This window comes from Bradyrhizobium sp. HKCCYLRH3073 (assembly GCF_051167995.1).
In the GTDB taxonomy this organism is placed as follows: domain Bacteria; phylum Pseudomonadota; class Alphaproteobacteria; order Rhizobiales; family Xanthobacteraceae; genus Bradyrhizobium.
Genome location: NZ_JBNPUD010000013.1, coordinates 1 through 14,520 on the forward strand (window position 1 = coordinate 1; position 14,520 = coordinate 14,520).

At 59.7% G+C, this 14,520-nt stretch carries 8 protein-coding genes and 1 pseudogene; 2 read left to right on the top strand and 7 right to left on the bottom strand.

Features of this window, described 5'->3' with window-relative positions:
* Nucleotides 1-224: 224 nt before the first annotated feature.
* From ACQR1X_RS25730 to ACQR1X_RS25740, 3 genes are all read right to left on the bottom strand, one after another.
* Entirely contained in the window at nucleotides 225-3,575 is a 3,351-nt protein-coding gene (locus tag ACQR1X_RS25730; RefSeq protein WP_434899871.1) for an autotransporter outer membrane beta-barrel domain-containing protein, read from the bottom strand.
* A gap of 367 nt (nucleotides 3,576-3,942) precedes the next feature.
* The gene (locus ACQR1X_RS25735) at nucleotides 3,943-5,628 is read right to left on the bottom strand and encodes a recombinase family protein (protein WP_434899872.1); all 1,686 of its coding nucleotides are present in this window, start codon (nucleotides 5,626-5,628) and stop codon (nucleotides 3,943-3,945) included.
* A 295-nt stretch (nucleotides 5,629-5,923) separates the two neighbouring features.
* Nucleotides 5,924-6,616 carry a hypothetical protein gene (locus tag ACQR1X_RS25740; protein ID WP_434899873.1) on the bottom strand — a complete coding sequence of 231 codons (693 nt, stop codon included), beginning with the start codon at nucleotides 6,614-6,616 and terminating at the stop codon, nucleotides 5,924-5,926.
* Between the two features lie 534 nt (nucleotides 6,617-7,150).
* Between ACQR1X_RS25740 and ACQR1X_RS25745 the strand changes: the two genes are divergently transcribed.
* Together ACQR1X_RS25745 and ACQR1X_RS25750 are read left to right on the top strand one after the other, a co-directional pair.
* Nucleotides 7,151-7,444, top strand: a complete 294-nt coding sequence (locus tag ACQR1X_RS25745; RefSeq protein ID WP_434899874.1) for an excisionase family DNA-binding protein — start codon at nucleotides 7,151-7,153, stop codon at nucleotides 7,442-7,444.
* A 132-nt stretch (nucleotides 7,445-7,576) separates the two neighbouring features.
* Nucleotides 7,577-8,286, top strand: a pseudogene (locus ACQR1X_RS25750) (transposase); the annotation flags it as partial.
* Nucleotides 8,287-9,191: 905 nt separating this feature from the next.
* Here ACQR1X_RS25750 and ACQR1X_RS25755 read toward each other — a convergent pair.
* The 4 genes from ACQR1X_RS25755 to ACQR1X_RS25770 form a co-directional block, all read right to left on the bottom strand.
* Entirely contained in the window at nucleotides 9,192-10,310 is a 1,119-nt protein-coding gene (locus tag ACQR1X_RS25755; protein WP_434899875.1) for an alpha/beta hydrolase, read from the bottom strand.
* A gap of 115 nt (nucleotides 10,311-10,425) precedes the next feature.
* A complete protein-coding gene (locus tag ACQR1X_RS25760) occupies nucleotides 10,426-10,854 on the bottom strand; it encodes a hypothetical protein (protein ID WP_434899876.1) in 429 nt (142 codons plus the stop codon).
* 215 nt (nucleotides 10,855-11,069) lie between these two features.
* Nucleotides 11,070-13,199, bottom strand: coding sequence for a hypothetical protein (locus tag ACQR1X_RS25765; RefSeq protein WP_434899877.1), 2,130 nt, complete (start codon nucleotides 13,197-13,199; stop codon nucleotides 11,070-11,072).
* Nucleotides 13,196-14,335, bottom strand: a complete 1,140-nt coding sequence (locus ACQR1X_RS25770; protein WP_315804562.1) for a phosphatase PAP2 family protein — start codon at nucleotides 14,333-14,335, stop codon at nucleotides 13,196-13,198. The genes ACQR1X_RS25765 and ACQR1X_RS25770 overlap by 4 nt, the downstream gene beginning before the upstream one ends.
* Between the last annotated feature and the right edge of the window lie 185 nt (nucleotides 14,336-14,520).

The window sequence follows — 14,520 nt, forward strand, 5'->3', positions numbered from 1 at the left end:
GACAGGACGCCTCGCTGCGCTATCCTCTCAGCCGTGCTGCCGGCCGTCGTGCCCTACCGCGCGAGCGGTTTAGTCCTCTGGCCCCTCACGACCATTCACGCTGCAGCACAACTTCGGCCGCTCTAACGGCTAAAGTGGACATCGCGTTTCCATCACGACATTGAGTTTGGGGTCACGCGCCTAGTCCCCGATGATCCGCCTCATCCATTCCCGCGACGCCTCGGTCACCAGACATAGCGCATGGAAGCTCTACCGGAATAGGAACGTGTGCTGGTCGAGAACTCTCCGTCGAGGGTCGCAGCCGCGGACCAGCCATTGCGCCAATGTCGCTCTACACCCAGAGTGGTCAAAGCAGCATTTGGCGCCGGCCGCGCGCCGCTGACGGTAAAGCTTGCCCCCGGCAGTGATTGGAAAGTTGCAGCGATGCTGCGGTCCGAGTTGAAGTCATGAGCCCAGGCGACGCGGCCTCGCCAGCTGAACTCGCCATCCTCGTTCCCCAAGGACAGGCCGGTCCGAAGTCCTATTTCAGTCCGGTAATCTGTCACTCGCTTGGCGGAATAGCTCAGGGCGAATACGGAGGCGCCAGCGACCGACTGCTCGGCGTATTGGGGCAGATCCAGATGGGTGGCCTGGCCTGCTGCATAGGGCGTCAGACTGAAATTGCGGATCAAGGGCACCGACAGGCGATAGCCTGCTTCAACGCGTCCAGAATAGGCGTTCGCTTTGAACGACCCCTTCAACCGATCGACACCGGCTATGGTGCGATCTGTCGTTACATCCTGCCAACCGTAAGCCAAGGCTGCGCTCAGATAGGCCGGCCCTTGGACGTGCCGAACATAGGCGCCAGCCTGAAACAGATCAGATCTCCCTGTTCCGAGAGCGTTGACACTGAACCCTGTGCCGCCCCCCGCGAGAGCAAATCCCGCGATCGTGGCCGGCGTCAATGCGTACTCTGCCCCGACCGCAGTCCCGTAGATCCGGCTGGTGGAGTGAGCTGATCCGGCTCCGGCGCTTCCATCCGTCGACTGCGACCCGCCAAATCCGTCAACCCAAACGCTCCAGCGCGGCTCAAGCGATTCTGGTTGCCTGCTCATCAACGCAAACGCGTTCCCCGCCGGCCGACTCGGTGTCCTGCCAGCCTCGGCATAGGCCAGCGGGGCAACTTCGCCACCGCCGTCGCCTCCGGCCTGACCGTGATCCCCGAGCAGGCTGACAAACTGCCCCATCGCATTGAACGTAGCCTGCTGCGGAGCTGACGCGAGCTCTCCCGATACTTGGGTCAGTCCTGAAGGCGAAAGTGTGCCAAACACGAGCGGAATACTGCCGGTCGTATCGAAGAACCGCGTCAGTGCGTTGGCAACATTCCGCTGGTTCGCGGACAGGCCGCCACCGTAGTTCGGCGCGCTTGCCGGAACGAAATCAAGCGATAGGTCGAGATAAGCAGCATTTGCGTCATAGCTGAGGGCGGATTTGAAACCAGCCGGGAGATTGGTATTCACGAGGGAAGCAAACGTCCCGCTGACGCCGCCACCGGCGGACAGAATTGTATAGCGCTTGGCGACGTAGCTTCCCGCAGCAAAGATTGCATCGACCGTTGCCCCGCCCGCCGTCATCGTGCCGCTGACACTGGCGAAACTCGAGGCTGTCGGATTGAGCTGAATGAGATAGATCGCGCCAGATTGAAATGCGAGATTCCCCACGATCGCCATCGAACTCCCGGCTGTGCCGTTTCCGGGCGCGAGGACGGTGCCACTATTGATGCTGACCGTCAGGGGATCAATTGTCCCGGTGCCGGTTATCATCCCGGAATTCAGGTTGACTGCCGACGTCCCAGTGAGCGCTCCGTCTACTTGGAACACGCCGCCGTTGATATTCGTTGCTCCGGTGTAGCTCGCCGTCCCAGCGAGGACGAACGTACCCGCGCCCGTTTTCGTGAGACCGCCGGCACCGCTGAGATCAAGGTCTGCAGTGCCGGATTGAACGACAAAGTCTGTATTGGACGCGATCGCACCATTTCTGACCGTCCCACCCGTCAGGAAGACACCTCCATTTTGCGTCTGAATGGTTCCGCCAAGGTCGAGAATTCCGCCTGCGACCGTCGTTGATCCGCTGGCCGCACCGAGCGTGCCGCTGCCCGAAAGACGTAAGGTGCCCGCGTTGATCACGGTACCGCCGGTGTAGGCGTTGGCAGCGGCCAGGACCATTGTTCCAACGCCGTCGAACACCAGCGTTCCAGCAGACCCTCCATCCGAGATCGTCCCCTGGACGGTCTGCGTCGTGCCTGCCGGCGCCGCAAAATGTCCGCTCCCTGTGACCTGAATCCCGTTGCCGATTGCAAAGTCGGCCGTGTTCGCGAAAGAGAGGCTCGTTCCGTTCGCCATATTGAGCGTTCCGCTGCCCAAGGCGTTATTGTTGGCAATGGCCAAAGAGCCGGCGTTCAGCTGGGTACCTCCTGAATAGGTGTTGTTGCCGGACAGGATCAGCGCCCCGCTTCCAGCCTTCGTCAGACTGCCACCGGCCCCAGATATGACACCCGAAACCTCGGTGTCCGTATTCAACAATCCGGTCGTGAGGGCTTTTGAACCGAGGACAAAGTTACCGGCGCCAGCAATCGATCCAACACTTATCCCGCCAGAGGTCAGCCCAGAGATGTCGACCGAGCCGCCGAGATTGGTTATGAGCTGGGCGGTGCCGCCACTGCTGGTGTCGATAAAGCGCGTAACTCCAAAGGCGCCCGTGGTGATGACAGCGTCACCGGCCGTCGCCGAATTGGCAAACTGGAGCGCCCCGAGATTGCCCGTGACGCCGGAGACCACGAAACTCGGGCGATTGGCGGACTGATCGTCAATCCCCGCCCCACTGATCACCAGCGACGCGGCACCACCGGAGTTACCGGTCACATTGAATGTGTAGGCAGGAGCGCCGCTCAGAAAGCTCAAACCAGCCACCTGCGTTGCCTGCCTGATGTCGATTGCGGTCACCGTCGAGGCGCCGAACCGGGCGGTGTCTGTCGCAAGGGGGACCGATCCCACAGTCCAATTCGCTGCCGTGTTCCAATCGGAGTTGATCGGCGTGGCAAGCCATCCGGGCGCAACAGACACTACCGTCCGCGTCGCCGTAGCCACATCGTTCCAGTTGAAAGTTGCCGTGGGATTGGTGCTCAACCACATCTGAATCTGTTGCTGACTGGGCGTAGACCAATTCACCCAGATCCGTTCGAAGTTGAGCTGCAGCAAGACATCGTAGGTGCCAAACCCGGGAACAACGTCTGGAACGGAGAAAATCACCCGGCACTCCGCCGGCGTACAGTTCGTCCCAGACAAGCTCCCCAACGTGTAGTGAGCGGTCCCCAGCACACCTCCAGCATCGATCGTGATATTCGCCCCGACCACATTGAACGTGGACGGCGAGCCAGCTGATGCCGGAATGACGAAATTGGCCGGATTGACCAGAAACTGCCCGCCGCCGCGCGAGGACGTAAAATCGAACTGCCAAAGATCGGTCGCCAAAGCCGGAAACCCCGCACTGCAACCCAACGCGACCGCGATCGACACGCGAAACAACACCTGACGCATGAACCACCCCCAGATACCAAATTATCTGAGGTTTCCATTCATGTCATCATGTTACCGGAAGTTTCAAACAATCCGGTCTGCTCTGCCGGCCCGGCCAGCTGACGACATCCATACCAAAACCAGCCTCTCTTGCCTGAAACGCCAACCAGCCCCCACCGTGCGAGCGCTGAATCAAATTCTAAAAAACAGAAATTTTGTCTTGCGCCGTCGGGCAAATCAGTGGTTCATAGGGTGCTGACTCAATTCAGGGAGACAGCAATGGCTGAACACAAAGGTCCGAAGTCCGACCTTGTTCATATTTCGAAACTGAACGGCGACTTCCGACGAAACTACGGGCCGCTGCTCGGAGCGTATCTTTATCTTCGTTCTATCGACGCCGCCGGCCGGCGCCCTGTTCGTTGGTTGGGGTTTCTTTCAGTGCTCGGATCAGCGCTTGCGGCCGTGTTCGCCCGGTATGGTTCCGTGCGGTGACGAGACGAGCAACTGCACGAGCCAGGGCGCCCTCTGTCTTGAAGTACAAGACGCCATGATCCACGCGTCCCTGCTCCTGAAATCTGATCGTCAGACTGGCGTTAGCGACGGTCGGGAGAACAACATAATCCAGAATCGATCCGTTGCGCTCGCCAAGTCGGATGGCAATGATCAATCCCTCAGGCAGGTGCCGGCAAGACACGGTCCAAAATGGAGAAACACTTCGCCGACATGCTGCGGTCCAATAGGCTATTCGGAAAAAGAGGTGGCGCTTGGACCCGACGACCAGATGATGTTCCGGAGCAGAATAGACGTATCCTCTGACATTGCCGAAGCGGACACCGATCCCCGACTGCCTTTTTATCTCCGCGCAGATACGCGACGATAGCTTCACGAGGTCACTTGACCAGGCGCGCCGCACATCGAAATAGTCGCAGCGCCGCCTTGGCGTATACCCGACCAGTTCATATGCCCTTCTGAGAGTCCCGAAGTGATCCATGTATGTTTTGCAGCACGGCAGACCAATCGTCGAATTGATGATCGAGGGGCTGAGACATCCTTTCCTCTTTAATGTCTGTCGCAGCCGCAGCAGCATTTCCTCCTCGGAAAGGTCGACCCGCCGTTCCGCTATGATCTTTTGCACCTGCCGGAAGAGATCTTGATCGATAGTCGGCTCAAGGGCGGCTTCGCCGCGAACCCAATCCTCTGGCGGGTTGGAAACCGAGACACCGCCGAGCCTGCGAGAACGACGATTGTAGACGATGTTTCCCAGATAGTTCTCGTTGCGCAGAATCCTGCCCACCATCGCCCGATTCCAGACTCGGCCGTTGGCGGTGGGCGCCCCCCGGTCGTTGAGTTCGCGGGCAATCGCTGTTTCGGATCGCAATTCGGTAAAGCGCCTGAAGATCCACGCGATCGCAGCACGATCATTCATTTCGCCCGGCCGCAGCCTGACGTGGTCGGTCATCAGGTACTTTCGGTCTCCCCTGACCAACACCTTTTTTTGCTGTAGCTTCTCGTCAACGAGTACACGCTGAAGGCCGAACATCGTTTGGCCACCCAGCGCGAATCCCATCCGCGCAAACCTGCATGAACCGGCGTGAACCTTTTGCGAGAGCTCGCGACTATATTCCGCGGCCATAACCCTCTTCAGGTTCTTCACGATGTTGGACAGCATGCTGCCGTCATTGTCGAACTGCTCAGCGCAATAGCTGACCCTGATCCCTGCCTGCTTGCAGATGAACTCATAATGTGCGGCTTCGTCGACATCCTGAAAGCGCCCCCACCGGCTGATGTCATAGACCAGGATATGGTCAAAGTCGGCCCGCCTGTTGCTGACGTCTTCGATCAGCTTGGCGAGCCCCGGCCTGTTCTTGATCTTGAGACCGCTCTCGCCATGATCCGCATAGGTTTTGACGATCGAAAGCCCGTGGGCGTGAGCATAGGCCGCAATCACCGCAGCCTGATTCTGGATGGAGTAGCGCTGATAGTCCGTCGACATGCGAACGTATTGCGCTGCACGCCCGTTTGGTGATTGCGGAAGGTGGGTCTCGCGAACGATGAGCGCGTTGACCATCATCATGCCCCCAGCAGCTTCGTCAGCAGGATCAGACGCCTCCTTTGGTGGGCTGACAAGAACAATTGCGTCATGATAGGGAGCTCTGCTGGAAGGCCCATCATCGCTGTTACGCTGTGAGCTCAGGCAATTGGTGCGAGTTCGCCGGAGGCCTGGATCTCCTCCCTGTCCATTTCAATTTGGCCATCTAGCCGATTTGCCCGCCGGTGCCGGGGAGATCGTCCTTCAAAGAGACGGATCGATACCTTGCAAGGGAAGATTTCCTTCGGCTTCGTTACGGGCGCGTCGAGTGCGGTTTGTCTCAATACCGAGCATCAGAGATGCCGTAGTGGCAACCGCTCTTCATCCAGCAGATCCAAAAACTGTTCGATTCTTTGCAAGACCGGCGCGTTGCTCCGCCCGGCATGATGACCCAAGTGTCATCGCGCTGCAGGAACCGTGAGCACGACCTCCGGATCAGTTCCCCGACAGCAGCATTGCCGCAATCGCTTCCGGCCCACGTCGAGAGACGCATGATCCCGCACTCTCTGCAACTCATCTGAGCTTGGCGATTGCGAAAAGGTTGCTGGCCGCCGGCGGCAGCGGTCCGAAGCGGCGCCGTTTCGTCCTGCAGCTCCTCCAGCTCATCATCGGTCCGGCATCGAGCGGCGCGCGCGTAGATGTCGCGCCTGACTGCTTGAGACTGCACATAATCGAGGGAAGAAGCTCCGCGATCGGCAGGTTCAGCTCCGGAATCCAGAGAGCGAACATTCCGTCTCGGTCGCCCTTGAGAGCCGATGACGAGCCCCAGATCGGCACACTTGATCTCCTTCGATGCGAGCGAAAGCGTCCCAACCACGACCTTGAGCTCACCGCTTCTCTGTCCCTCTCGCACCTTGCGCTCCTCGGCCGTCGAGGCGACCCGCGGCAGACTTCCGACCTCAATGCCGATCGGCGCAAAGCGCTTGCGGAACGTCTCCACATGCTGCCGAGCCAACACCGTCGTCGGGACCACGATAGCGACCTGCTTTCCCGCCAGGACGGTAGCTGCGGCACGCTCTAAGTATCAACCGGAGCGGAGCGAAGACAGAGAAGGCACCCGTAGGAGGGTCAGCATAGCGGTCACCGCGCCAGCGGTGGGACCCGGGGCCGAGTGCAGTCGCGAGACCGGTTAACAAGGCACCCGCGTTCGGGGCAGTGATAGCGATGCCGCGAAGCGGCAGCCCCTAACGCGAGAGCCTCCGGCCAGCGACACCATATGTAGTCGGCCATGTCCGGACGAATTCTGCGGAGTCAACTCGCCGGCCCCACTTGTGTTCTAGGTCGTTGCAAAGTGCCAAAATAGATTAATTCTACGCCACCGTATCCGAAGCACACATCGAAGCATTGTCGCTCTTCCAAATTCGTACGGAGGCAAATTGACTGCATTCCGCAAGGCAGAAGGCGCTGCGAACTTCAAGCAGTCACGAGCGTCCCTGCCTGCGACGCGCGTACACGATTACTCACGTCGATATCGCGCAAAGTCCTCCAGGAGTGGAGCATCTGCAACGTGGTCAGAATCAATTTTCCTGTTCAAGCGTCGAATCCACTCGATCAAGGCACCTCAATTGGCAAAACCGATAACGACAACATTAAGCAGCGCCGTCTCGTCGAGTTCAAGGAAGGTTGCCGTTATGGCAAATTCGGCAAAACAAAGGCCTATGAACTGATCGCGCAGGGGCGGATCAGGGCGTACAAGATGGGAGGCAAGACACTCATCGACCTCGACAGCATTGATGAATATCACGCCGTGCTGCCGCGCGTTGAATCGCGGGCAATGGTCGTGTCCCCGGAGGTGGTGTAGCTCGGTATAGCAAACCCTTTCGCACGCTAGCCCTCAAATAGCGCCGTAGCGGGCGGACGGGTTTGCATTGGTCACCGGCGATTGCCCGGTAGGGTCGGGGTGCTGACGCCAACCTGTTTCGGGGGACCACCGATGATCGAAAAGATGATGCACCGTCGTGCGCTCGTGGAGAAGGCCCCGATGCCGATGTCCTGCGCAAGATGATCGGATTTGTCGCCCAGCGGCTGATAAAGATCGAGGTTGGCGATCTGACGGGCGCGGCCAATGGCGACAAGAGCGCCGAGTGGCTGGCGCAGCGCAACAGCTACGCGAGCGGCGCTCGGAAACCCGGGCCGGCAAGGTCGAGCTGCGCATCCCCAAGCTGTGCAAGGGAAGCTATTTCCCGAGCTTCCCGGAGCCGTCCATCCCACAAATAGGGTCAATCGCCGTCGACCGGGCGGCTGAGGAAGGCTTTCACCCCCGCCTTCGCGGGGGCAGGCTCTTGTCGTAGATCTCCCCTCCGAGGACGGCGCACGTGCTCGGCATAGACATCGGCCCGTCCGAGACCGAGACGTTCTGGACTGCGTTCCTGCGCAAGCTCGCCCGCCGGGAGCTTCGCAGCGTCAAGCTGGTGATCTCGGACGCTCACGAGGTCATCAAGGCCGCAGTCAGCAGGGTCTCAACGTCACTTGGCAGCGCTGCCGTGTGCACTCATGGGCAACGTGCTGGCGCATGCCAGCAAGAGCGGGCGCCGCGTCGTCTCCGTCTTCATCACCTCCGCCTTTGCCCATACCCGGGCCGCCAGGGCGCAGCGGCGCAGGGTCGCTGACCAACTCCGTCCCAAACGCCCTAAGGCCGCCGCTGGCGCGCGAGTGCGCGTCGGGGCCCGCAGTTTTTCATGCCCGCTCTACCGGGTGTCATCTTGTTGGTATTTCTGTTGGTATCGACAATAATTGGCACCGAAAAATACGTTATATTCAAATACTTACATGTATAGTGGACTATCGGCCAGGGGCACCACGCTTCGCCCTGCGGGCTACGCGTGGCGCAGCCGCGCGAGTAGCTCGCAGGGCGAAGCGTGTCCGGCGAAGCCTCTTGGCGAAGCCGGACGTTTGAGCCCCCCAAGTCTCGCTTGAGCCGCGCTCTCTGATTTCCCATCAACCCTGTCAAACAGCCTGCGCTCGTCGCAGCTACTGACGCCCATGCCACCGCGATCTCGCGACTTGTCAGGCCCGAGCTCTGCTGCAGTTTGGCGTCCTCTTGAATTGAGAGGGCGCAGGGAAGGCCGAGTGCCGACTGGCACCCATGGCCCCCGTGCGGAAAAAAAGCACGGGGCAGGAACCACAGGCTCAGCCGGAAACAACCCGGCCTTCCCTGCGCGATGGTTTGAACGGCTGCTCCGCGCTCTCCCTGGGGACCGGGCTTGCTTGCCCCCGTCATCGGCAATCGTCGCCAATCAAGACACCAGCGTCGGGGTGTCGGGACCACACGGCTTGACCGTCCGCAAAACGACGTTCGTCCGCACCCCCATTGAGATGCTGCGTCGCCCCGCGGCCACCACTCCCCGCCGCAACGTCCCGTGACGATCGCGATACGCCCCTCTCAGTGCGGGCGGGATGGCCGAAAATGTGCAGGTGATTTGCCCGACGGTGCAAGGGGAATCAGCACGACGGGCAGTTTGTGCAGGGGTGAGATGCGTGGCCGTTAGGAGAAGATTGCGTCACCGAAACTCCCCATACCATCATGGGCCACCGGACCCAACCTCAGCTCACTTCTTGCGTCTGGTCGGCTTTCCCTCGTTTTTGCGCGGCTTGCCGCGTCCTGAAGATGCAGCCCCCGAATCGTACGGAATCCACCAAGCGCGGCCTCCTTCATCGGGGATCGCGGGAAGGCGGCCCGCGATCTTGTTGGCCGGTATTCCAGCCAGAACCTGAACAACATCGTTCAGGACCCAGGGAGACAGACGGTAGTACTGATGTCCGTAGTGGGACCCGCCGTCGTCTCCCTGGGTTGATCCAACATCAGAGCAGTCGATCGAGTTGACCGTCTTGGAAAGCTTGCTCAGATCACGCGGTCCCCACTGTCCCAAGCGAGGATAGTTGTTGAGAAGAATGCTGCCGGACAGCGACAACGCCAGGTCACCGCCGTTCTTGTATACGAGAACTTTCTTGGCAAGGGTGATCAATGGCTTCAGTTCGTTGGCCTTCGACAAGGCATCGTAGTTTACGTCGGCCGCCATCAGAAACGCGCTTTCGAATAGCAGAGTGTTGCGTTCTTTCGCGGGTATCAGCTGAACGGCGTTTTGAAGTGCATAATTTCCCATCGAATGAGGGACGAGGTGCAAGACCGGGAGGTTGGCTTTAAGCGCCCTGAGAACGGCGAATAACCTGCGAAGCGAGTCGGCGACGGCATTGGCGGACTTGGCGGCCGCATCACGATCCGCCTTGTAGCTCGCCAAGTCCAATTTTCCTTGGGATGGCCATGAGAAACAGAAGATGTCTGCCGCTTTGTAGTTTGACATGACCTGCGCGGCACGGCTCATCGAACCTAAGAAGGTCGAATCGAAACCCGGCAGCAATATCAGGCCATATTGCGACGCGCGGGCCGATGCGAGCTCCGCGGCGACGCGATCTTGCGCGAACGCCACGATGTCATTGTGATTTTGCGTGGTCGGCTGGAACACCGACGCGTCGATCGGCGGATCAATTTGCACCGAATTGGAGTCCGGCACCCAACCGGTATCCGGAAGGTTGGACAGCCGGTAGACGTCGATTGATCCCGTGACATAGTGCTTCGGATTGTTGTCTCTGTACTTTGGCCCGAACAGATCGGGACCCGAGATGGGATTTCGATTGGTCGCAAATCGAACTCGGACTTTGTCGGTCATAGTGTTTCTCCGAATGCTGCGGATTGGGCACCAAGTTCTGATCAAACATAGACATCTGCCGAAAGCCGAAGCCGCGTTAGCGGCTTCGGCCCCGCAGTTTGGCACTGCCTGTACGTCATTCGGTACAGCCGGCCTGCAGCGTCGGGCCGCTCAAGTTTTCGCGATAGGCAACAAGAGCATTGTTGGGCCAGATCGATCCAAGGCTGAATGCGGCGCCCACAGCGGCAAATCCCGGTTGCTCGGCGAGGACATGTGCAACATCAGCCTGCGATTTTACCTGCCCCCGAGCTAGGTCCACCGCCTTGTTCGGATCGGAGAGCCAGCAGGCGAGCAAATTGACCGCGCCCGTCTGCGCCAGGCATGTGCCCGTCAAAGTCGAGCTAAACTTGTATTCGCACATTTTGCCGGACGTTGCCGTGTCGAGCGAGCAAGGCTGTCCAATGGGATTGCCGTCTCTAAAAAATGTACACGTGTACTTGGCTGCCTGTGCCGGCAACTGCATCGCAGCAAGGATCGCAGCTGCGAGAATAGCGGATTTGCGCATATCGTCCTCCATCAAGTGCCACACCAGCGTGGCTTGAAGCAGGATGCGCGGGCGGCGTGAGACGGGCGTCAACTCACCGCGAATTAATCGTCAAAACGCAAGCCACGAAAGTTTTTCTTGACGAGCGCGGACAGCGCTTGGCCTGTAATGTCGACGCGTGGGCGAAGATCGCGATACGCACGGTCTTTTTTGCGAAGGGCGCACGCTGCGCCAATCTAAGACTCAGGTCCGGCCGATAGCTCCTTCACCGCCGGATAGCGACGCCTCGGAATGTGTCCGTCGGAGCCAGGCCGGAAGATGTATTTGCCGAGCCGAGGATCGGGTGGATCGATGGGACTCGTCACTGGATTAGTCGCGGCCGGATTGATGCAACCCGGCGCGGCCGTACTGTCCGCAGCCGGATGAGCCATCGCCCGCAGTTCGTCTGCCACCTTCCGCACGATCTGAGGCGCGGCGACGCTGGTGCCGTTGAGCTTCACAGCCGAGCCGCTGAACGTGCCCGCGGCGAGGACGCCCCAGAGCGCATTGCCTTCGTCAGCGAACGCCGAGCAGTCCGGCCCGGACCGAACCAACGTGGGCCCGCTCGACGTATAGTCGGAAGGGGGATGCCCCTCCGATGCCTCCGCGGCGCCGACAACGATGACATGGTCGCTCTCATTCATCGAGCCGGTTGCAATCGACGATAGGGTGTCGGCATACCTAATTGGCCAACCGTCCCTCTGCAGCCGATAGTCGCCGGTCCGCGGATCTCGGTCATAAGCACCGGCGTGATCGAGGTAAGATTGGCGGCCGCGCCGCGGGTAGCCGAACGGCGTATCGTCGCGCTGAACGTAGACATGTGCCGTGATCGCCGTCCCGGTCAAATTCCGAAGAGACAGCTTCCAGCGACCGGAAGGTGCGATCTCGCGGCAGTCGTCGTTGCGCACGGTCGGATTGACAGCGAGCAGGATCAGCTCGCGTACGGATTTTCCGTGCTGAATGCGGTCGAAATAAATCCCAGCGATCGGACCGCCACCGATCGTCGCCTGGTGAATGTAACCCTCGCTAGGCCGAATGGGTGGGCTCGTCCTCTCGTCCTGTGCGGTCAGCCAGATCTCCACCGGTGCCTGTCCCGGCTTGCCTTCGGCGCCGGTATCGAGCCAAATCTCGACGTAGTTCGTTGCTGCACTATCGGGGTGGATGACCCAATCCAGGGTTTCGACCTCCTTTTTGAGCTCCAGTTTTGCGGCGGCGCGGGTGCGATAGCTGTTGCCCGCCGGCATGACCAGGCGGGTCAGATTGGGGTTTTGATGGCGCTTGTTGCGGTGGCGGACCATGCCGGCGAGCGCTTTTTCGAGATACTGAGTGCCATCCTTAGGACCCGCCAAAAGGCCATAGCTGAAGTTCATGACCAGCGGAATTGGCTTCCCGGCTTCGCTCAATGCATCGGCCCACGTCATGATCATCCTGACCGCCTGCAGCACATAGCTTCCCATCGTCAGCCCCGACGTGTCGATCGTCGCCACCGACGGCAATTGGACAGCGAGGATCGAAACTCCTTCGCTGCCCCGACCTCCGCCTGCAGCCAGATCGAGCAAATGCGTCCCATGGCTGACGCGTGCGGCCAGTGGATTGTAGGCGCGGGTCTTGCCGAAATCGGTCGCACCAACCTTCCGGTAAATGCGGTCTTCGCTTTTGGATTCCTGCAACAACTGCTTGATCTCGTCATGCATAAGGCGGCGGCCGAATACGACGGCGTTGTCTGCCGGACTCCGCTTCTCCGTCTCCTGTAGCCACATGGCCGCGATCTTCGAGACCATACGGCGATCTCGAAATCTTTCGTGCGCAAAGGCAATCCCATCGTCGATGATGCCGATAGCAACCTTGGTAGCCGCCAGGAAGGAAGGTTCGAAGCTGGTCGGATCGGGCTGGGGGTTGAAGTCGTTGAACTGCAAACCGATGATCGGCGGCCCCACGAAAAGAGAGCGATAAAATCCGGGATCGCGGAATCTGCCGCCACGATAGATGAACGTTTCCTTGCGATAGATGAAGAACTGCATGTCGACTTCATCGATCTCTGGCGGCTTAGGCCCTTCCAGGGCCTTGATCCACCAACTCAGGAGAGTCCGCTCGTCATCGCTCATTCGAATGGTGAATTTCTTGGCCGGGACGTCGTGGTCAGGCACGTACCCCTCATCGACGGCGCGTTGTAGCTCGTAAAGGCTCTCAAGAGCGCTGCGCAACGGCCTGATCTGGATTTGCACAGAGCACCAGGGATCCGGGTTGGGCTTGCGCCGGGTCCGGAATTCCCAGTCCAGATAGGGATCGGGACGGTCGCAAGCGGTCTTTTTCCAATGAAGCTTCATCGCGATTTGCCTACCACTCCGATCATCAACTGACACTCCGCGACCGCCTGGTCCCAGAGATGGTTCAGATCACAGGATTTCGGCACTTCGGCGCGCGTATTTCCAGATATTTTGCGTCCGCTGTCGGACTTGGCCTTTCGCTCCTGGGGGTCGTCGACGAATTCAGAGATCCAATCTTCGTAGCAGAAGTCGCCGTCGAATCCTCGCCCATCGAAAGCATGCGTCTTCAGAAAACGGCCGCCGCAGAAACGCGCAATATAGAACTCCGCCAAGGCGAGACCGAGCTTCATGCCGGCTACACTGTCGACTGGGAAGTGAACACCGGCAACCGTCCGGTTTATGGCGATGCGTTCGGCAATCCGCATCAGTTGCTCGAAAGTCGGATCGTCGCTATCGAATTTGATGCGTGCGCTTCTGGCTTGCGACAGCAACGCATAGAACACGAAAGCGGCGGCAAAGGATTCCGTCGCGTGCCCGCTTGGCAGTGAGCCGTGACCGGGCGTTGGAATCATCGGCTGGATCTGGGGCGAGTACTCGACCGGTCGCCGGCAGGTCAGCGCATGCTTGACCCGCATCTCGATTAGGCCGGTCACGTTCAGGACCAGCGTCAGCAGCTCGAACGTCCGCCGAGTTCGATCCGGGTGCAGGAAGCCCACCGAGCCGAGGAACGACAGGATGTCCGTCATCTCCGTCATGATCTCGCCGCTGCGCTCCATCCGAAGTGCCGCATAGTTATGCACAAAGATCAGTTGTTTGGCGAAATCGGATGGACTTGGCCTGATCATGTGAATCAACGCACATGTACCGTCTTCGCCGCGACCCCGATATTCGACGCAAACGGACTCGCTTGTTTCGTTGCAATCTCCGACATCGTAGTAGATTCCGGACAACAGTTCGGCGGTCAGGGTTCGCAATCGCACCGGCGTCGACCAGCGGTCCAGCGCGTACGGTTTGGCTTCGTAGTTTGCCGGGGGGGTACCAACATCCCGCCACATCCCCACCACGCCCTCGCGACCCGAGATGAGCGCCCGTGCTGCCGTGAACGACCGGGAGCGCGCGCTTTCGCCACTTTCACCGCTCTCGCCACTCTCGCCGCTCTCGCCACTTTCACCGCTCTCGCCGCTTATCCGCGCCATTTGCGCCTCCCCGGAAAAACCCGACGAACAACCTCAGGTACGTCGCGATGCTCAGTTCGAAGCCCTGAACGGTCAAGTCGTCCGCAGTCGGAATTAACGCAATTTCACGCATATTTCACGTTGACAGGTGTTTGCCGCAGGATTTCACTCCATGGTTGAGAAACGTCTTCCGCTACCTTTGAGGG

What these genes read in the sequence shown, in the direction of transcription:
- ACQR1X_RS25755 (WP_434899875.1), bottom strand. Translation starts at nt 10,310, where the DNA reads ATGACCGACAAAGTCCGAGTTCGATTTGCGACCAATCGAAATCCCATC.
- ACQR1X_RS25760 (WP_434899876.1), bottom strand. Translation starts at nt 10,854, where the DNA reads ATGCGCAAATCCGCTATTCTCGCAGCTGCGATCCTTGCTGCGATGCAG.
- ACQR1X_RS25730 (WP_434899871.1), bottom strand. Translation starts at nt 3,575, where the DNA reads ATGCGTCAGGTGTTGTTTCGCGTGTCGATCGCGGTCGCGTTGGGTTGC.
- ACQR1X_RS25735 (WP_434899872.1), bottom strand. Translation starts at nt 5,628, where the DNA reads ATGATGATGGTCAACGCGCTCATCGTTCGCGAGACCCACCTTCCGCAA.
- ACQR1X_RS25770 (WP_315804562.1), bottom strand. Translation starts at nt 14,335, where the DNA reads ATGGCGCGGATAAGCGGCGAGAGCGGTGAAAGTGGCGAGAGCGGCGAG.
- ACQR1X_RS25765 (WP_434899877.1), bottom strand. Translation starts at nt 13,199, where the DNA reads ATGAAGCTTCATTGGAAAAAGACCGCTTGCGACCGTCCCGATCCCTAT.